Below are 18986 nucleotides of genomic sequence, written 5' to 3'. Positions count from 1 at the left end.
GGGTTTAAGGTCGGAATCCCGACCGATTATCGCATGCCGGGATCAACCTGATTTATCAGCGGCGCTATCCAGAACAGATTGTTACCCGGCAGAAGCGTACGCACATTGTGCAGTACCCGGTCGCCTGCATCGCCATTGAGCACGCCAGCCGTAACATCTGTGATGGTATCGAGCAGGCCAAACGTTGGGCCCAGCGCAGAGCCGATAAAACCGCGACTTGCATAACGTGACTGTGTGCCGGTACCGAGCAAAGCACCCAGCCCCACCATACCGCCGGATGCTTTTTCCGCCATATTGTTATACTCCATCAGCGGGCCGAGAATACCGGATCGGTCAACACCTTCCAGCACCAGCTTATTCGGAGACCAGTCTACCTCCTTACCGTTTGCAGACTGTTTAAGCGCGTACGTCAGCGCGCCGAGCCCAATCTGAAAAGCGGTACCGTAATAAAACTGCCCCGTCCCCTCCTGCAGACCGCCCAGGGTGGCGCGGTTATAGGATGCGGTAGCGAACGATTTAAACTGGAAGATGGTTTTTCCCAGCGGCGTACTGGCCCACAGTGGTGTATCGCCGATCCCAGGGGTTATAACGGTATTGTTCACATCTTTCAGCACCGCCGACTGGAAGACACCAGCAACGTGCTGATCGTCCCATTTTTCAAAATTACCGATGTGCCAGCCGTTGATTACCTCACCGTGTTTTTCGAACTCGCTGCGGATACGCGCGGCCATATTGTCGTTAATGCCGAGCTTAGCCAGGCGGCGGCCGGCGAACGAGCCTGAGAGAATGCCGTCGGACGTGATCATACCGTTCACCGATTTGTTCATGTCGTCGAAGTGGCCCATCAGTGTGAGCTTGCCGAACGCATCGGTAACACGCTCCCTACCCGCTTCCACTGCCGTTGTACGGGCGGAACTGTCCACAAGGTCACCCATCGTACGCGCACGGGTATGCAGGATTGTTTCCAGCCCGACGGCCATTTTTAACTGCTCTGCGCGACTGGCCTTAAATGCAGGAGAGCGGGTGATCAGCGCTGAGTAACCGCGCATTGTGTTGCCAAAGCCGTTAACCATCACACCGCACGCGAGATCAGGAATAGCGGAAACGGTCATTCCGCCCAGTTTGGTAACAAAGTTAGCGCTGCGCAGGAACGCACCGGCACGTACGAAAAATGATGAGGGATCGTCCGGCATGCCGTAGGTGCCCGCCAGGCTGTCGCGTAGCGCGGTAATATCGCGGATATCGTTATCGCGGGCTTTCGCTAGCTTCGCCTGGTCTTTGGGATTCTGACGCATCAGCGCGTCGTATTCGTCCTGAATATCCTTGAGCTGTTTTTCCAGCGATTTGTTACCAAATGCGCGCGTCAGCTCCACCTCTGCCGACGCCTCGCGGATGTGACGCTGCAGCACATAATTGGCGTCGCTCTCCAGATAATCTTTCATCAGGCGATCGGGAACGCTGAGCGTACGCGACCGGGTGCTGCCTGCCGCTTTCACCATAAAGACGTTTGCGAAATCCTGCGGGATTTTTGCGCCGACGATTTTATTGATCGTGGCGTCAGCAGTAATTTCAGCCTCTTCGCGGGACATGGTTTTCTCACCGCGCGACCACCAGTCGACCAGCATGTCGCGAAATTTATCGCGCTCGTTAACGATCTTGCCGACTTTGTAGACGCGCGGGAAATAACTCTCCTGCCCGATGGCTTTTAGCTTCTCGTCAGGTGGCAGCAGGCCAAGCTTTTGCTGCGCCACTTTAACCCGGTTAACAACGGTGCGCATTGCCTGCGCCGCTTCCTGCACCACTGGGTTAGCATGCACATCGCCGCTGCGCATAGCGTTACCAACTTCCTCGCGGAACTGGGAAAAGCTCAGGTCGCCCCGGCGGCTTTATACTGGCTGTAGGCCTGCTTGTTGGTCACCACGACAGCGGCTTCTTCACGACGCCACCCGCGAACACGGGTTTCCGCCGCAATAGGTGTCTCAATTCCGCGGGCATTGCCCTGCAGTGTGTAGTTATTCTCTGCCAGCTCCAGCGCCGTACGGCGGGAGGTTTTCGACGGAGACTCCATCAGCCGGGTAAACGGTGTCAGATAGCTCCCTGCCTTACGTGCCAGTTTACCGACCGGTCCGCCAGCTGCCGGGGTGAGATCCTCGAGCGTGGCTTCACTGATTCGCGCCGCGCCGACGCTGCCCCCTTCCGGGAGTGAGGCGGCAGCCGTGTCCGTCGCTGACGTGATACTCATATTATCGAGCGCGTCAGCCACTTCACGCGTGGCCGCTGTGCGAACAGAGGGCGAAAGCGCAGCACCGGCAGCCGCAAATACACCGCTCATCAACGCACCGGCGGCGACGTGGGAAGCGCTTTCCCCCCACGTACGGGTAATCTGCTGGTTATTCAGCGCAACCTCGCTCGCTGCTGTTGCAGCTGCACCGATTGCAGCCTGTGACGCAATACGGGCCACAGCGCCCCCCTGAGCGCCGGGGATAAACATCGAAGCCACTGTAACCGGGTCGACAACCCCGGCGGCAATGCTGGCGAGAACCCCCTCCCCGCCAGCCTCGGAAAGTACCCGACGGTCCTCGTTTTCGTCGTCGATCTGCTGTTTCAGCCAGGCAGTTTCTTCCGGCGAGCGGGAGTCGGCAAAAGTGGATCCCCATTGTTCATAACCGTGCAGCTCGTTTTTATCAACATACGGATTGTACCCGTCTACCGGCTCAAACTGCTTCGCAGGGCGGAACATCTGACCCAGCAGGTTATTCTGGCGAAATGCTGCGCCCCACACAGACGGCTCATCCTGCTGAGGTGCTGGGTTGGTACCTTCAGGCAGAGGGACATCAAACCCGAAGGGTGCCGCCAGGACGTTACCCGCCGGAGTGAATCCGTTATTCAGTTCTTCAGGAGTGGCGTATAAGCGTGTGCCACTGCTGACCGCCGAACAGCTGGCAGAGGTATACAGCCAGGCCGATTTTATTGAATCGTGGCTAAAGGCTGTGCGCGACCGGGTGAACAGTGAGCTGAACGCCGGGCATCCGGTACCGGGCTTTAAGCTGGTTACTGGCAAACAGGGTAATCGTGCCTGGTGTGATGAAGAAGCCGCCCGCGCGCTGCTGAAAGACCAGTTCCGTTATAAAACTGAGGAGGTTTTCGACCTTAAGCTGATTAGCCCGACCAAAGCCGAGAAGCTCATCAAAAAGGCCAGCCCTCGCCGCTGGACGAAAGTCGAAGCGCTGATCACCCGCGCTGACGGTAAGCCCACCGTCGCCCCCGAATCCGACCCGCGCCCGGCGCTCAATCTCAACCCTGTTAACGATTTCGACGACGTGTCCGACGATGCGCTCGCCGCTGACCTCATCTGATTAAGGAAATACCCATGAAAATTAAACTGAACAACGTCCGCCTGGCCTTCCCTGCTCTGTTCGAAGCAAAAACCGTGAACGGCGAAGGCGACCCGCGCTTCTCTGCTGTTTTCCTGATGGTTCCGAAACATCCACAACTGGAAGAAATCCGCAAAGCGCTGAAACAGGTAGCGAAGGAAAAATGGGGCGAGAAGTGGGAAACCATTTACGGCCAGCTGGAGAAAAAGCTCAACCTCTGTCTGCACGACGGTGACGAAAAAGCCGAATACGAAGGCTTCCCGGGCAACTTCTTCCTGAACGCTCCCAACAAAGCACGTCCGGCGGTCATTGATCGCGACCGTTCTCCACTCATCCAGGCTGATGGCCGTCCTTACGCCGGTTGCTATGTCAACGCGGTGATCGACATCTGGGCGCAGGACAACAACTTCGGCAAACGCGTTAACGCATCGCTGGGTGGCGTCCAGTTCCTGCGAGACGGTGACGCGTTCGCTGGCGGCGGTGTGGCCGCGCCGGATGACTTCGACGATATCAGCGAAGGCGCAGACGCGGCGAGCTGATTTGAATACTAACACAGCCCTAAAATCTAGTTTCGGGGCTGTGTTTAGTTTGGATTTACGTCTGAATAAATAACATCTTTCTTTTTGTTTTTAATATCGGAAACGGTCAAATCATAAACATGTTTGACATAGTCATCTACAACATCTACAAATTTAGCTTCCATTTTGAAATGCTTACTTATCCATTTCATTAAATTAGTTTTAGCTAATGCCTTAGGTTCTTTTTTGGCAATTTTATCAACATAATTCTTTTGGTTACTTAAAAAATCGCTGAAAGTTTTCAAACTAACTTCTACATCGTCAATAAAATAAGTTCTTTTCTCCTCAATATGCTCAAAACCTTCAGGCGCCCTAACTTCATATTTTTTAGTATATATCACATTATAATACGCCTTTTCTATAGTTAGCTCATGTATGAAAGCCCAAAATTTAGGCGTAAGAATACATTTTTCTATATAAATTATTATTAATTGATCTCTAACAATCAAAGCTATAGGCATAATTATGTACACACCTAAAAAACCTAATGCTGCGGTTAATATCGTTGAAATTGGGATTGTTAATTCCATTGTGTAACTCCGAAGGATACTTATGCATAATATACTATGGGGTGACCTGGAAACCTATTGCGAAAAACCAATCACGAACGGCACGCACGCTTATGCGGAAGGTGTCGAGGTGATGCTGTTTGCCTGGGCCATCGGCGACGAGCCTGTCAGCGTCTGGGATCTTACTGCTGGCGAACCTATCCCTGGCAGGCTTCAGAAGGCTATCGCCGACCCCGATACCCTGCTTTATTTCCACAATTCGCACTTCGACCGCACGGTGCTGCGCCATGCAATACCGCGGCTGGCCCCTGATGTAACACGCTGGCGCGACACAATGGTGCAGGCGCTGGCTCACGGCCTCCCCGGCGCACTTGGCGCACTCTGCGAGGTGCTCGGCGTCCCGCAGGACAAGGCGAAGGATAAAGAAGGTAAGGCGCTGATCCAGCTGTTCTGTAAGCCACGCCCGAAGAACAGCAAACTACGCCGGGCCACCAGCAAAACCCACCCGGAAGAATGGCGGCGCTTTGTAGCTTACGCCGGGCTGGATATCGAGGCTATGCGCGAAGTGCATAAGCGCCTGCCGAAGTGGAATTATAAGGGTGCAGAGCTGGCGCTATGGCATCGTGACCAGCAGATCAACGACCGAGGCGTTTGCATGGATGTGGAGCTCGCGCAGGCGGCGATCGAGGCGGTAGACCTCGAACAAAAAAGCCTGGCGAAACGCACGCAGGCGATGACCGACGGCGAAGTGCAGGCGGCCACGCAGCGCGATGCATTGATTAAGCACATTGTTGAATCCTACGGCGTGGAGCTGCCGGACATGCAGCGCAGCACACTGGAGCGCCGTATGGCGGATCCTGATTTGCCGTCGGCGGTGAAAGAGCTGCTGGCTATTCGCCTGCAGGCCAGCACCACCAGCACCAGCACCAGCAAGTACAAATCGCTGATGAAGGGCGTGAGCAGTGACGGTCGTCTGCGCGGCACGCTGCAGTTCTGTGGCGCATCGCGTACCGGGCGCTGGGCCGGGCGTTTATTCCAGCCTCAGAACCTGCCCCGCCCTTCACTCGAGCAGGACCAGATAGACGAGGGTATCGAGGCGCTGAAAGCCGGATGCGCCGATCTGCTTTTCGATAACATCATGGAGCTGACCAGCTCGGCGCTGCGCGGCTGCATCATGGCACCGGAAGGCAAAAAGCTGGTGGTTAGCGACCTGTCGAATATCGAGGGGCGAAAACTGGCCTGGCTTGCCTGCGAGCAGTGGAAGCTGGACGCATTCCGGGAGTACGACGAGGGGACCGGACCGGATCTGTATAAACTGGCCTACGCCCGCGCCTTCAATATCTCGCCGGACGATGTTGATAAATACCAGCGCCAAATCGGCAAGGTGATGGAGCTGGGCCTCGGCTTCGGCGGGGGTGTTGCGGCATTTCTTACCTTCGCCTTGGTCTACGGTCTCGACCTCGACGAGCTGGCGAACGCCGCGCTGCCGAATATCCCCCGTGATGTCATCCGCGAGGCGAAAAGCTGGTACGACGAATCGGTTAAACGTAAATCGACCTTTGGCCTGTCCGAGCGTGTATTCATCGCATGTGACTCGCTCAAACGTCTCTGGCGCCGGGCGCATCCCGCGACCTGCGATTTCTGGTACGAGCTTGAGCGCACCGTCCGCACCGCCATCGCTACACCGAAAAAGACGCTGTACTGCGGCTATCTGAAAGTCCGCCGCGATGGCGCATGGCTGCGCATCCAGCTGCCGTCCGGGCGCGCACTCTGCTACCCCTCCCCGTCCATCGAGAAGGGAAACATCACCTATCAGGGCGTTAACTCCTACTCGCGCAAATGGCAGCGGCTCAAAACCTACGGCGGAAAGCTGGTGGAAAACGTCACTCAGGCGGCCGCCCGCGACGTTTTGGCCGGAAACATGCCGCTGATCGAGGATGCCGGTTACAGCATTGTGCTGACGGTACACGATGAGGTGATCACCGAAGCGCCGGACACTGACGATTTCAACGATAAAGCGCTCTCCGCGCTGCTCTCCACTAACCCCGAATGGGCGCCCGACATCCCGCTGAACGCTGGCGGCTTCGAGGCGTATCACTACCGTAAGGATTAACCCTATGTCATTTAAATATCGGGACAGTCCGCTTTATTACCGGACTGCGCGGGAGGCTTTGCGCCTTGAGCAGTCCGGCGAATATGACCGGGCGGCAAAGGTCTGGTCCAAAGCCAACCGCGAATCACGTAACGAACTTAATCAGGACTGGAGCGAACGCCGGTCTGATTTTTGCCTGATGCAGAACATGCGCGAAAAGCGTAAGGCGGTGGACGATGCCTAACATTGACAATAAGGGGTGGGGTTTTCCCGCTCTGTCGAAAAAAGCGCATTTCTTTAATTCGGGGGAAGCCATATCACTATGTGGTAAATGGATGTTCACTGGCATCAGGATTGATGAATGGCATGAACACCCTGAGAACTGCGCTACCTGCATGAAGAAACGCAAAAAGCAGGAAGGTGAAAAATAATGGCCTATGAACGTGAAAGCCTTATCGAAAAGCACCTCGTCGCCGAAGTGAGAAAGGCTGGCGGGGTAGCCTTTAAGTTCGTGTCACCCGGTCGCCGCTCGGTACCAGATCGTATTGTCCTGCTCCCCGGCGGCCGTCTCGTCTTTGTCGAATGCAAAGCACCAGGCAAACCACCGCGCTCCGACCAGCTGCGCGAACACGAAAGGCTGCGCGCGCTGGGCTTTACCGTGGTAGTACTGGATAGCAAAAATCTGGAGGGAATTGTTTGAAATCGCGATTGAAAAAACAATCACGAATTTTATTTAACTGTTCTTTTGATTTAATAGAAGTCAACTCACCTACTGACGAAACGTCTTTAAGTAAAAAACTAACGCCAGAGGAATCGCAAGAACCAAAGATCATACGCCCGCCATTTGAGCTTAATAACACGTATTTTTCATCTTGTTTTAATTGAAAGTACTGTGATTTAGCGTACGACGAAAAGGAACCTATAAGGTTAGGTCCTGTATTAAGAAGAAAAGCAGAAACAACCAATACAAAAACACCAGACTTGGGATGCTTAATATCATCGAAGTAGGAAAGAATAATATAAAAAGACAATATGGGTACTGTTGCGTAACCAAATATGGTACTCATGCCGATTGCTTTTTTATCATTGAAGAAAGAAAAGGGGTTAACGGCAGAAAAAACCCTTAGATACAATGATATTAAAATAATCCCAAATATTAATACCAACCACCCTTTACTCATAGATGAAGGGTATAGCAGCATAGGTGCAAAGATAATAAGCGCAAGAGCAAAGAAATAAGCAAAAGTTCGCAATAAAACATCGAGATCGAACGCTATATACTCCTCTGGGTATCCATAGTAGTTAGCTATCGACAACTGATAAAAATAAGATACCAAATACCCTACCGATGTCAAAATAGCTACTAATGGGAAATTACCTTTTAATGCTTTCTTTAATTCTTCCATGGCAAATACAATCTAATGGGGAATGGTAATTTGCATAATAACACAAGGAGGCTATGTGATCTTATCAAGCAAGACTTTCACCCCCCGCCTTTATCAAAACCTCATCATCAACCACGAAATCGATACTCTGCGCTGCAACATCTGGGCGGGCATGGGCATGGGTAAAACCGTGGCGACGCTCACCACGCTGGAAGATCTCTTCATGGCAGGAGCGGAGACGCAGCCCGCGCTAGTCCTCGCACCGCTGCGAGTGGCAGCCAGCACATGGCCGGATGAAGCGGTGAAATGGGGGCACCTGCGCAATATCGAGGTGCAGCCGATTGTTGGTAACGCTAAGGCGCGCGCCGCGGCGCTGGCGAACAGCAACGCGAGCGTGTTTACCATCAACTACGACAATCTGATATGGCTGGTGGAAGAGCTGGGCGGCCGCTGGCCGTTCGGTACCGTCATCCCCGACGAAAGCACCCGGCTGAAATCTTTCCGGCTACGAGGTGGAGGTAAGCGCGCGGCGGCGCTAGGCAAGGTGGCACATAAGCACGTCCGGCGGTGGATGAATCTCACCGGTACGCCAGCGCCGAACGGTCTGGTAGATTTGTGGGGGCAAGCGTGGTTTGTGGATCAGGGGCAGCGTCTCGGGCGCACCTACGGCGCGTTTACTTCCCGCTGGTTCAACTCAATACAGTTTCCGGGGCAGAGCTGTACGAAACTGGAGCCGTTCGCCCATTCGCAGAGCGAAATACAGCGGGCGCTGGCCGACGTGACTATCTCCCTCGATGCCGCCGACTGGTTCGACATCAAAGAGCCCATCCATAACGTGATCCGCGTAGATATGCCGCCGAAAGCCCGCCAGCAGTATCGCGAAATGGAAAAGGAAATGTTCCTCGAGCTGAACGGCGAAGGCATCGAAGCACCAAACGCCGCGGCAAAGACGATGAAGTGTCTGCAAATTGCCAGCGGTGCGGTGTACACCGACGACGCCGGAAGCTGGTCAGAACTGCACGACGCGAAGCTCCAGGCGCTGGACAGCATTCTCACCGAAGCGGCTGGCGCACCGGTGCTGGTGGCCTACCACTGGAAACACGACCTCGAGCGTTTGCTTAAAGCATTTCCTCGCGGTCGCCACCTCGACCAAGATCCACAGACGCTACGCGACTGGAATGCCGGGAAAATCCCTGTCCTGTTCGCACACCCGGCCAGCGCAGGCCACGGCCTGAATATGCAGGACGGCGGGAACATACTGGTGTTTTTCTCGCACTGGTGGGATCTGGAGCAGTACCAGCAAATTATCGAACGCATCGGGCCCACCCGGCAGATTCAAGCCGGACACAACCGCCTGGTGTTTATTCACCACATTATCGCTGCCGACACTATGGACGAAATGGTGATGGAGCGGCGCAACTCAAAACGAACAGTGCAGGACATCCTGCTCGATGCCATGAAAAAGAGAGGTATAGCATGACACCGGTTATCTCTGACACTGACCTGATTAACATCAAAGAGGTTGAGCGCTCTGTTGGCCTGAAAAAATCCAGTATTTATGAGCGCATCAGTAATAACGAGTTTCCGAAGCCTAAGAAGCTCGGGAGCCGAACCTCCCGCTGGGTACGCGGCGAGGTCGAAGAGTGGAAAAAACAGTTTCTTTAAATCAAACGCAGCTGGTCAATATAATCCGCATACCACTGCATCATCTCCCGACGCCCTTCCATATACAGGGCATGGTTATAAACCCCGCGTATAATGTTCTTATCCACGTGAGCGATCTGGAGTTCAACCCAGTCAGAGTTGAATCCTTTATCGTTAAGGATAGTGCTGAATGTATGCCGGAAGCCATGCCCTACTACCCTCCCCTTATAACCCAGCGTGTGGATCATCCTGTTTATTGTGTTCTCGCTCATGACCTTTGACGGATCATTCCTGCCCGGAAACATATTCACGTATCGACCTGTCAGACCGTGCAGCTCTTTCAGCAAGACAACAAGCTGATCGGAGAGCGGTACCAGGTGCGGGCGATCCATCTTCATAAATTCGGCGGGTATCTCCCACAGCCGATTATCGAAATCTATCCATTCCCATTTTGAATGCCGCAGTTCGTAAGTACGCAGCCCTGCCAGCATCATGATCTGCAACCCCAGCCGGGGGAGCGGGCTCCCCTTGTAACTCTCAAGCGCCGCGAGAAAATCGGGCAGTTCTTCAGCCGTCAGGAACGGGAAGGACTCTCCTTTATGCCCGGTCATTGCGCTGTTCAGTTCGCTGACGGGGTTATACTTCGCGCGCCCGGTCGCAACTGCATAGCTGAACACCTCACCACACCACCGACGTGTTTTGGCTGCTTTCTCGGTTGCGCCGCGATTCTCAATTTTACGCAGCGCCGTCAACATCTGGACCGGTTCGATCTCAGCAACAGGCAATCGTCCAACTGCTGGAAAGATATCTTTATTGAACGCTTCGAGAATGTCAGAGGCATAGCCAGGCGACCAGCGCGGCTTCTTGAATTCGTGCCATTCTGTGGCAATCTCTTTAAACGTGATCGTCTTTGCTGCCGCAGCTGCGGCATGGCTTTTGACCTTCACCGGGTCAACACCTGCTGCAACGTTCCGCCTGGCCTCGTCTCGTTTTTCGCGAGCGGCCGCTAGCGAAACAACCGGATACACACCGAGCGCCAGCATCTTTTCTTTACCGGCGAAGGTATAACGATAGCGCCAGTATTTCGCCCCGCTGGTTTTCACCAGCAGGATAAGCCCGTTACCGTCCGGCAGCTTATAGTCTTTCTCGGTAGGCTTTGCCGTCTCGACCTGTCGCGCGTTTAGTTTCATAGGTACCCGCCTCAAACTCAGATACCCGTTTATGTACCCGTTTTAAATTTGGATTGCAACGGTAAAAGGTGGATAACGGCGGACAGATAGAACATCCAACACCGCGAAAAACAAGGAAAAATGGACATTTGAGGATGATGCTGGATGAAATGATGGTGCCGATAATAGGAGTCGAACCTACGACCTTCGCATTACGAATGCGCTGCTCTACCAACTGAGCTATATCGGCCCTGAGAGGCCGGTTACGAGCGTAACCACGGGGCAAAAGAGTAGATCTAACCGGGTGATGCGTCAATGCCCTTTTGAATCAAACGGCTATTTTTGCATCACCCGCGATTATTTACGCACGAATGGTATCATCACCGAAGCCGATCCACTTGTAGGTGGTCAGTGCTTCCAGCCCCATCGGACCGCGGGCATGCAGCTTCTGAGTGCTCACCGCCACCTCCGCGCCCAGACCAAACTGGCCGCCATCGGTGAAGCGCGTCGAGGCATTCACGTAAACCGCAGACGAATCCACTTCATTCACAAAACGATCGGCATTGCGCAGGGTGCGCGTCAGGATCGCATCAGAATGCTGGGTTCCGTGTTCACGAATGTGCGCAATAGCATCATCGAGATCCGCAACTACCTTCACGTTCAGATCCAGCGACAAATACTCATCGTCGTACTTTTCCGCGTTAACCGGAACGACCTTTGCCGGACCGTCTTTCAGCAGGGCGAGAGCCTTCTCGTCCGCATGCAGCGTAACGCCACTTTCCGCCATCTGCTTGCTCAGCGCTGGCAGGAAGGTACTGGCGATGCCCTGATGCACCAGCAGCGTTTCCACCGTATTACAGGTGCTTGGACGCTGAGTTTTAGCATTGACGATAATCTTCAGCGCAGGTTCTACCTCCGCGGTGTCATCCACTACGATATGGCATACGCCAATACCACCGGTGATCACCGGAATGGTAGATTGCTCACGGCACAGCTTGTGCAAGCCCGCGCCGCCGCGTGGGATCAGCATGTCGATGTATTTGTCCATGCGCAGCATCTCGTTGACCAGCGCACGGTCGGGGCTTTCAATCGCCTGCACGGCACCCGCCGGTAAACCACACTCCTCCAGCGCCTGCTGAATGACGTTTACCGTCGCGGCGTTGGTGCGCCAGGTCTCTTTCCCGCCACGCAGGATAGCGGCGTTACCGGTTTTCAGGCATAGGGAGGCAACATCCACCGTCACGTTTGGACGCGCTTCGTAAATCACACCGATGACGCCGAGTGGCACACGACGACGCTCAAGGCGTAACCCGCTGTCGAGCACCCCACCGTCAATCACCTGCCCTACCGGGTCGGCGAGGTTGCACACCTGACGGACGTCATCGGCGATACCTTTCAGACGCGCCGGGGTCAATGCCAGACGGTCGAGCATCGCTTCGCTCAAGCCGTTGCGACGCGCTTCCAGCAGATCCTGCTCGTTGGCGAGCAAAATTTCCTGCGACTGGGATTCCAGATAATCAGCGATTTTTTCCAGCACGCGGTTTTTCTCGCGGCTGGAAAGGAGCGCCAGTTTATACGAGGCGGCTTTCGCAGCTGCGCCCATTTGTTCCAGCATGTTCTGGCTCCTTAACGAATAATCATGTCGTCGCGATGCACGGCAACCGGGCCATATTCATAGCCCAGGATGGCGTCGATCTGCTGGGAATGGTGGCCAGCAATCCGACGCAGCGCGTCGCTGTTATAACGGCTTACGCCATGAGCGATGTCGCGACCTTCAAGGTTACGGATTCGGATCACTTCACCACGCGAGAAGTTGCCTGTCACGCTTTTAATTCCTTTTGGAAGCAACGAGCTTCCTCTTTCCAGAATAGCGGCGGTCGCGCCTTCATCCACGGTCAATTCACCAGCCGGGGGCGCGCCAAAGATCCAGCGTTTGCGGTTTTCCAGCGGGGACGCCTGGGCGTGGAAGCGTGTGCCCACAGAGATGCCTTCCATCACATCACCTATCACGCCCGGACGGCTGCCCGCGGCAATGATGGTGTCGATACCGGCCCGGCACGCCACGTCCGCAGCCTGGAGCTTGGTGCCCATACCGCCTGTCCCAAGACCAGAAACGCTGTCTCCCGCAATGGCACGCAGCGCATCGTCAATGCCGTGAACGTCTTTGATCAGTTCTGCCTGTGGATTGGAACGCGGGTCAGCGGTAAACAGCCCCTGCTGATCGGTCAGAAGCAGCAGCTTATCGGCCCCAGCCAGGATCGCCGCCAGCGCAGAGAGGTTATCGTTGTCGCCTACTTTGATTTCAGCGGTGGCAACAGCGTCGTTTTCGTTGATGACCGGAACGATATGGTTATCCAGCAGCGCGCGCAGCGTATCGCGGGCGTTCAGGAAACGTTCCCTGTCTTCCATATCCGCACGCGTCAGCAGCATCTGCCCGACGTGAATGCCATAAATGGAGAACAGTTGTTCCCAGAGCTGTATGAGTCGGCTTTGTCCTACGGCGGCCAGCAGCTGTTTGGAGGCGATCGTCGCGGGGAGTTCGGGGTAGCCCAGGTGTTCACGCCCGGCGGCAATCGCCCCGGAGGTCACAATCACAATACGATGCCCTGCGGCATGCAACTGAGCGCACTGACGTACAAGCTCAACGATATGGGCACGATTAAGGCGGCGTGATCCGCCTGTTAACACACTGGTACCGAGTTTTACCACCAGCGTCTGGCTGTCACTCATGATTCTCTGCCGTTCAACAATAAGGGAAAATGATGTCAGTCAGACGTTTTAACAGGTGTCAGCCCCGTTGCCAACTGCCTTAGCACATCACCCGTCACTTTGTTGCGCGGGATCAGGAAGCGTAGCGGCAGATTTTGACAATTTTATTACCGAAAAATTAAAACATACTTTTTTAGACATATTCTTACTTTGTCATAAAACGTTCACCCACTAACGATAAAACCCTTCCTGTTTTTCACGGGGTAATAAGTTGAATCTTATTGCTCAGCGAATATTAGCGCGTTTTTATAAAATCAGGATTGAAAATGAAAAAGAGCACTCTGGCATTAGTGGTAATGGGCGTAGTTGCATCCACATCTGTTCACGCAGCGGAAGTTTATAATAAAAACGGTAATAAACTGGACGTGTACGGCAAAGTAAAAGCAATGCACTACCTCAGTGATGATGACGCGAAGGATGGTGACCAGACTTACGTTCGATTTGGCTTTAAGGGTGAAACGCAGATTAACGATCAGCTGACGGGCTACGGACGTTGGGAAGCAGAGTTCGCGGGTAACAAAGCAGAAAGCGACTCTTCTCAAAAAACGCGCCTGGCATTTGCGGGTATTAAACTGAAAGATTTTGGTTCTTTTGATTACGGTCGTAACCTGGGTGCGCTGTATGACGTCGCCGCATACACCGATATGTTCCCGGAGTTCGGCGGTGACGGCCTGGCGCAGACCGATAACTTCATGACGAAACGCGCTTCCGGTCTGGCTACATACCGTAATACCGATTTCTTTGGCATGGTTGACGGTCTTAATATGACCCTGCAATACCAGGGTAAAAATGAAAACCGCGACGTGAAGAAGCAAAACGGCGACGGCTTCGGTACCTCCCTGAGCTATGACTTTGGCGGCAGCGATTTCTCTGTGATTGGTGCGTATGCCAACTCCGATCGCACCAATGAGCAAAACCTTCAGGCACGCGGCGAAGGTAAAAAAGCAGAAGGCTGGGCGACCGGTCTGAAATATGATGCCAACGATATATATCTGGCCACTCTCTATTCTGAAACCCGCAATATGGCCCCTATTTCCGGTGGCTTTGCAAATAAAGCGCAAAACTTCGAAGTGGTTGCGCAATATCAGTTTGACTTTGGTCTGCGCCCATCTCTGGGTTACGTCCAGTCTAAAGGCAAAGATATCGAAGGCATTGGCGATGAAGATATCGTGAAATACATCGATGTAGGTGCAACCTATTATTTCAACAAAAACATGTCTGCGTTTGTTGATTATAAAATCAACCAGATCGATGACGATAATAAACTGGGCGTAAGCAGCGATGATATCGTTGCGCTGGGCATGACCTACCAGTTCTGATGTTGTGGTAATAAAAAAACCGGCGCTGAGCCGGTTTTTTTGTGCCCGGTGACGCTGTGCTTACCGGACCTACGGAGTAATACGTTTTTAGGCCGGGTAAGGCGTAGCCGCCACCCGGCGCTGTGACATCATCAGGCTCTCAGTTTCACCGCTTCGCTGGAAAAATCGTCCGCAGGCTCCAGCTTCAGATCCAGCGTTGCCAGCAGGTCGCGAGCTCTGCTGTGAAATTCTTTTAGCGTATGCTCCAGGCGATCGATCACTTCCTGATCTTTGATGCTCGTCGCCTGCCAGTGCCCGTCTTTATTAAACAGGCCAAACTGATAGCTATAGGTAAAACGGTTTTCCTGTGCTTCCATTTCCATCCACCAGCCCCAGAACTCACGTTTTTCGGGTGCAGGCTTCACGTTGACGCAAACAGCCAGGCAGTCGAAAAAAAAGCGATTCTCTTCACACTGCTCTTCTCGAATATACGGGCCAAGAGCCATGAACTTCTTAATCAGTCTACTTTTCGGGTGTCCACTCGGTAACGTCATTGCGATCTCCTTTTGTGAAGCACTGTTTTACCAAACCAACGAAATTTAGCAAACTATTAACACAATCTCTGCGTGATCCAGCGTGTGATCTCTTTAAGCGCTTTGTCAAAATTTTGGTACACCGGGCTGAAGGGTACCTCCAGCAATTTGCCATCCGAAGATGACGAGGTGATTAAGCGTGACTCCTCTTCCGGGCTAAATGGATCGTTCTTCCAGAAACCGGACATCATCGGGGTTGGGCAACGGCGGCCCAGCAAGCCCTGCGTTTTTAATGAATACCGATTAAGTTCAATGCGTAACGCTTCATCTGAAGCATCATGCATGCCAAGTCGGCTCGCCAGCACGTCCAGATACATTTCAGGAACGCTACCCTGACGCGCAGGATCGCTTAACAGTGCATGCACTACCGGGCCAAGACAGGCGACGGCCTTCAGGCGGGAAGATTCAAGGTAGGCCAGCCGTACCGCGACGTTAGCGCCAAAGCGGAAGCCAAACGCACCTACCCGGGTATGGTCAACCCAGGGGATATTCTCCAGCGCTTTTAATGCATGCTGGTGCAGCAGGCTGGAGTCTTGCGTAAGTTTCCATTTGGATGAAAAACCAATTGATGGCATATCGAGCGTCAGCATGGCGATCCCGTTTGGGGCAATGTAGCGCTCATACAGGCTGTAATAATCAATTTGTAACGAATCCAGGCCGCCGCACATCAGAACCGTCGGGAACGGGCCTTCCCCCTCCGGCATATGCAGGAATCCAGTCACCGGGCTACCGCCGGGAATGGCGAACTCAATTTCACGCATCCGGCCAGGCAGCCGCTGGGCGGCCTCTTCATAAGCCCGGTTTGCCAGCGCCTGGGCCTGCTCCGCCAGTTCGTCTCCTTTCAGATGCGGGTATGCAGCGATGCTGTAAAGGTTTGCCGCATGCAGCCAGTGTTTGCCGCTGAGAGTGGCATCTTCTTCCTGGCTCGCTTTTTGCTGCCAGAGCATGGCCTGCTTTGACCATTCGTAGATCCAGTTCCCGCCACGGTAGCCCACCACCGTGTCGTAGAGATCGCTGTCGGTGCGCTCAGACTCGCTCATCACGATACGCGCCTGCACGTCGAGGATTTCGCGCGGGTCGATACCGCGCCAGATCCACATCAGGCGATTAATCATGCGGTACCAGTGGGGCACGTTTTTACCATCTAACGCTGACTGTACAGCAGGCATGGTCCCCGGATTAAACCGACGCACCAGCGTCGAGGTTTCAGGGTGCTTGAAACGGGGTTTGAAAAGAGTTTCGGTGAGATTCGCCTGCGCCATTGCGTTGCCTCCATGGATACATCACTTGGAGACCATTGTAACGCGTGGCAGGGTAAAAAGAACAACGCCCGGCATAACCGGGCGTGTAAAGTTACGTACTGAAATTAACGGCCAGAGATAGGCGGTACGAAGACCACGCCCATATCCCATGGCTGTTCAATCCAGGTATCCTGTGGGATATCAATGACGTAATCATCAACCAGGGGACGACCCGCTGGTTTCGCGAAGATAGTGACGAAGTGCGCTTTTGGATACATTTCGCGGATAGCCACAGCGGTACCGCCGGTGTCCACCAGATCGTCGATAACGATAAAGCCTTCACCGTCGCCTTCCGCGCGCTTCAGCACTTTCAGCTCACGCTGGTTATCGTGGTCATAGCTGGAGATACATACGGTATCGACATGACGAATACCCAGCTCACGTGCCAGCAGCGCCCCCGGTACCAAACCGCCACGGCTGACGGCAATAATGCCTTTCCACTGTTCGGAAGGCATCAGACGCGCAGCCAGTTTGCGTGCGTGAATCTGCAACATGTCCCAGGTGACGACGTATTTTTCGCTCATGTGAAGTGTCCCAGCCTGTTTATATACGGCTTAAAAAAATGAGGGTGAACCAGGTTGCGCGAGATTATAGAGATCTGACGCACTAAAAACCAGTGTTACGCGCCATGAGCCTGAGTTTTTACATGCTTAATGCTACCAGCCACGGGAGAAAGTGGTATTCTCAGATGCATCTCGCAAGCCCGTCTTGTGGTAACGATTAACCTGCTAACCCAGTGACCTGCAACATTGTTTTGCAGCGCAACGACAAGGAGACCTATCGTGTCTGAACTGTCTCAATTATCTCCACAGCCGCTGTGGGATATTTTTGCCAAAATCTGCTCCATTCCGCACCCTTCCTATCACGAAGAACAGCTTGCCGAACATATTATGGGCTGGGCAAAGGAAAAAGGTCTGCACGCTGAGCGCGACCAGGTTGGCAATATTCTCATCCGCAAACCTGCCACCGCAGGTATGGAAAACCGTAAGCCAGTGGTATTGCAGGCGCACCTGGACATGGTTCCGCAGAAAAACAACGACACCGTTCACGACTTCACAAAAGACCCGATTCAGCCGTACATCGACGGTGAGTGGGTGAAGGCGCGCGGCACGACCCTGGGCGCAGATAACGGTATTGGTATGGCTTCCGCGCTGGCCGTGCTGGCTGACGACAGCGTTGAACACGGTCCGCTGGAAGTGCTGCTGACCATGACTGAAGAAGCGGGCATGGATGGCGCGTTCGGTCTCCAGGCAAACTGGCTGCAAGCGGACATTCTGATCAACACCGACTCCGAAGAAGAAGGTGAGATCTACATGGGCTGCGCGGGCGGGATCGATTTCATCTCTACCCTGCCGCTGTCCCGCGAAGCGATTCCTGCCGGTTTCGAGACCTTTAAGCTGACGCTGAAAGGGCTGAAAGGCGGTCACTCCGGCGGTGATATTCACCTGGGCCTGGGCAACGCCAACAAACTGCTGGCGCGTTTCCTGGCGGGCCATGCCGCTGAACTGGATCTGCGTCTGGTGGACTTCAACGGCGGCACTCTGCGTAACGCGATCCCTCGCGAAGCCTTCGCGACCGTGGCTGTGCCTGCGGCGAAAGCGGAAGAACTGAAAAACCTCTCCAGCCTGTATCTGGATATCCTGAAAAACGAGCTGTCTGAGAAAGAGAAAAACCTGACGGTGGTACTGGAGTCCGTTACAACGGATAAAGCCGCGCTGACCACTCAGTCTCGTGACACGTTCGTCCAGTTGCTGAACGCAACGCCAAACGGCGTGATCCGCAATTCTGACGTCGCAAAAGGCGTGGTTGAAACCTCCCTGAACGTGGGCGTAGTGATCATGGGCGACGACAGCGCAGAGATCATTTGCCTGATCCGTTCCCTGATCGACAGCGGTAAAGAGTACGTTGTGAGCATGCTGGAATCTCTGGGTACCCTGGCGGGCGCGAAAACGTCTGCAAAAGGCAGCTACCCTGGCTGGCAGCCGGATGCAAGTTCTCCGGTCATGGCACTGGTGCGTGAAACTTATCAGAGACTGTTCAACAGCACCCCGAACATTCAGGTTATTCACGCGGGTCTGGAATGTGGTCTGTTCAAGAAACCGTATCCGGATATGGACATGGTCTCCATCGGGCCGACCATCACGGGGCCACACTCCCCGGATGAGCAGGTTCACATTGAAAGCGTCGGTCACTACTGGACGCTGCTGACTGAGCTGCTGAAAGCAATCCCTGTTAAGTAATAAGCCGTTTGATGCCCGGTGGCGCTTCGCTTAC

17 protein-coding genes, 1 tRNA gene and 2 pseudogenes are annotated in these 18986 nt (G+C 54.0%); 10 read left to right on the top strand and 10 right to left on the bottom strand.

Annotation, left to right across the window (positions count from 1 at the left end; all coding sequences use genetic code 11):
• Positions 1-26: 26 nt before the first annotated feature.
• Positions 27-2890: pseudogene (locus INF86_RS07310) on the bottom strand (hypothetical protein).
• Between the two features lie 13 nt (positions 2891-2903).
• On the opposite strand from INF86_RS07310, the pseudogene INF86_RS07305 reads away from it, so the two are divergent.
• Positions 2904-3356 (top strand): annotated as a pseudogene (locus tag INF86_RS07305) (DUF2800 domain-containing protein); the annotation flags it as partial.
• 14 nt (positions 3357-3370) lie between these two features.
• Positions 3371-3913, top strand: coding sequence for a DUF2815 family protein (locus tag INF86_RS07300; protein WP_063148316.1), 543 nt, complete (start codon positions 3371-3373; stop codon positions 3911-3913).
• A gap of 44 nt (positions 3914-3957) precedes the next feature.
• Here INF86_RS07300 and INF86_RS07295 read toward each other — a convergent pair whose 3' ends face one another.
• Positions 3958-4482, bottom strand: a complete 525-nt coding sequence (locus INF86_RS07295) for a hypothetical protein (RefSeq protein ID WP_063148315.1) — start codon at positions 4480-4482, stop codon at positions 3958-3960.
• Between the two features lie 22 nt (positions 4483-4504).
• Between INF86_RS07295 and INF86_RS07290 the strand changes: the two genes are divergently transcribed.
• The 4 genes from INF86_RS07290 to INF86_RS07275 are packed head-to-tail and all read left to right on the top strand — an operon-like array spanning position 4505 to position 7253.
• The gene (locus tag INF86_RS07290; RefSeq protein WP_154051921.1) at positions 4505-6574 is read left to right on the top strand and encodes a DNA polymerase; all 2070 of its coding nucleotides are present in this window, start codon (positions 4505-4507) and stop codon (positions 6572-6574) included.
• A gap of 4 nt (positions 6575-6578) precedes the next feature.
• Entirely contained in the window at positions 6579-6797 is a 219-nt protein-coding gene (locus INF86_RS07285; protein ID WP_058685317.1) for an ANR family transcriptional regulator, read from the top strand.
• On the top strand, positions 6790-6984 hold the full coding sequence (locus tag INF86_RS07280) for a hypothetical protein (RefSeq protein WP_057781064.1): 195 nt from the start codon (positions 6790-6792) through the stop codon (positions 6982-6984). The genes INF86_RS07285 and INF86_RS07280 overlap by 8 nt, the downstream gene beginning before the upstream one ends.
• Positions 6984-7253, top strand: coding sequence for a VRR-NUC domain-containing protein (locus INF86_RS07275; protein WP_193543384.1), 270 nt, complete (start codon positions 6984-6986; stop codon positions 7251-7253). The genes INF86_RS07280 and INF86_RS07275 overlap by 1 nt, the downstream gene beginning before the upstream one ends.
• On the opposite strand, the gene INF86_RS07270 is transcribed toward INF86_RS07275, so the two are convergent.
• Complete coding sequence (locus INF86_RS07270) at positions 7207-7959, bottom strand: hypothetical protein (RefSeq protein WP_193543383.1); 753 nt, start codon at positions 7957-7959, stop codon at positions 7207-7209. The two genes, INF86_RS07275 and INF86_RS07270, sit on opposite strands and share 47 nt — an antisense overlap.
• 58 nt (positions 7960-8017) lie before the next feature.
• Here INF86_RS07270 and INF86_RS07265 point away from each other — a divergent pair, with 58 nt between their 5' ends.
• Positions 8018-9418 (top strand): DEAD/DEAH box helicase, encoded by a 1401-nt coding sequence (locus tag INF86_RS07265; RefSeq protein WP_232944554.1) that lies wholly within the window; start codon positions 8018-8020, stop codon positions 9416-9418.
• Positions 9415-9603: an AlpA family transcriptional regulator gene (locus INF86_RS07260; protein ID WP_000189281.1), complete on the top strand. Its 189-nt coding sequence runs from the start codon at positions 9415-9417 to the stop codon at positions 9601-9603. The genes INF86_RS07265 and INF86_RS07260 overlap by 4 nt, the downstream gene beginning before the upstream one ends.
• On the opposite strand, the gene INF86_RS07255 is transcribed toward INF86_RS07260, so the two are convergent.
• The 4 genes from INF86_RS07255 to proB all read right to left on the bottom strand — a co-directional run bounded on the left by INF86_RS07255 (position 9600) and on the right by proB (position 13481).
• The gene (locus INF86_RS07255) at positions 9600-10772 is read right to left on the bottom strand and encodes an integrase arm-type DNA-binding domain-containing protein (protein WP_193543382.1); all 1173 of its coding nucleotides are present in this window, start codon (positions 10770-10772) and stop codon (positions 9600-9602) included. The genes INF86_RS07260 and INF86_RS07255 overlap by 4 nt on opposite strands.
• Positions 10773-10925: 153 nt before the next feature.
• A tRNA-Thr gene (locus INF86_RS07250) sits at positions 10926-11001 on the bottom strand.
• 111 nt (positions 11002-11112) lie between these two features.
• Positions 11113-12366 carry a glutamate-5-semialdehyde dehydrogenase gene (gene proA / locus INF86_RS07245; protein ID WP_126314631.1) on the bottom strand — a complete coding sequence of 418 codons (1254 nt, stop codon included), beginning with the start codon at positions 12364-12366 and terminating at the stop codon, positions 11113-11115.
• An 11-nt stretch (positions 12367-12377) separates the two neighbouring features.
• On the bottom strand, positions 12378-13481 hold the full coding sequence (gene proB, locus INF86_RS07240; protein ID WP_015571369.1) for a glutamate 5-kinase: 1104 nt from the start codon (positions 13479-13481) through the stop codon (positions 12378-12380).
• Positions 13482-13786: 305 nt separating this feature from the next.
• Here proB and phoE point away from each other — a divergent pair, with 305 nt between their 5' ends.
• A complete protein-coding gene (gene phoE / locus INF86_RS07235; RefSeq protein ID WP_063151178.1) occupies positions 13787-14839 on the top strand; it encodes a phosphoporin PhoE in 1053 nt (350 codons plus the stop codon).
• 131 nt (positions 14840-14970) lie between these two features.
• Here the strand turns inward: phoE and crl are convergent, their stop codons facing one another.
• The 3 genes from crl to gpt all read right to left on the bottom strand — a co-directional run bounded on the left by crl (position 14971) and on the right by gpt (position 17236).
• Positions 14971-15372: a sigma factor-binding protein Crl gene (crl, locus tag INF86_RS07230; RefSeq protein ID WP_193543381.1), complete on the bottom strand. Its 402-nt coding sequence runs from the start codon at positions 15370-15372 to the stop codon at positions 14971-14973.
• A gap of 56 nt (positions 15373-15428) precedes the next feature.
• Complete coding sequence (gene frsA / locus INF86_RS07225) at positions 15429-16673, bottom strand: esterase FrsA (protein ID WP_193543380.1); 1245 nt, start codon at positions 16671-16673, stop codon at positions 15429-15431.
• A gap of 104 nt (positions 16674-16777) precedes the next feature.
• Positions 16778-17236: a xanthine phosphoribosyltransferase gene (gene gpt, locus INF86_RS07220; protein ID WP_003863205.1), complete on the bottom strand. Its 459-nt coding sequence runs from the start codon at positions 17234-17236 to the stop codon at positions 16778-16780.
• 258 nt (positions 17237-17494) lie between these two features.
• On the opposite strand from gpt, the gene pepD reads away from it, so the two are divergent.
• Complete coding sequence (gene pepD / locus INF86_RS07215) at positions 17495-18952, top strand: cytosol nonspecific dipeptidase (RefSeq protein ID WP_154850724.1); 1458 nt, start codon at positions 17495-17497, stop codon at positions 18950-18952.
• Positions 18953-18986: the final 34 nt, after the last annotated feature.

Source organism: Enterobacter cloacae complex sp. I1M (genome assembly GCF_014982425.1).
GTDB lineage: Bacteria > Pseudomonadota > Gammaproteobacteria > Enterobacterales > Enterobacteriaceae > Enterobacter > Enterobacter intestinihominis.
This window is presented reverse-complemented; position numbering and strand designations above follow the sequence as displayed.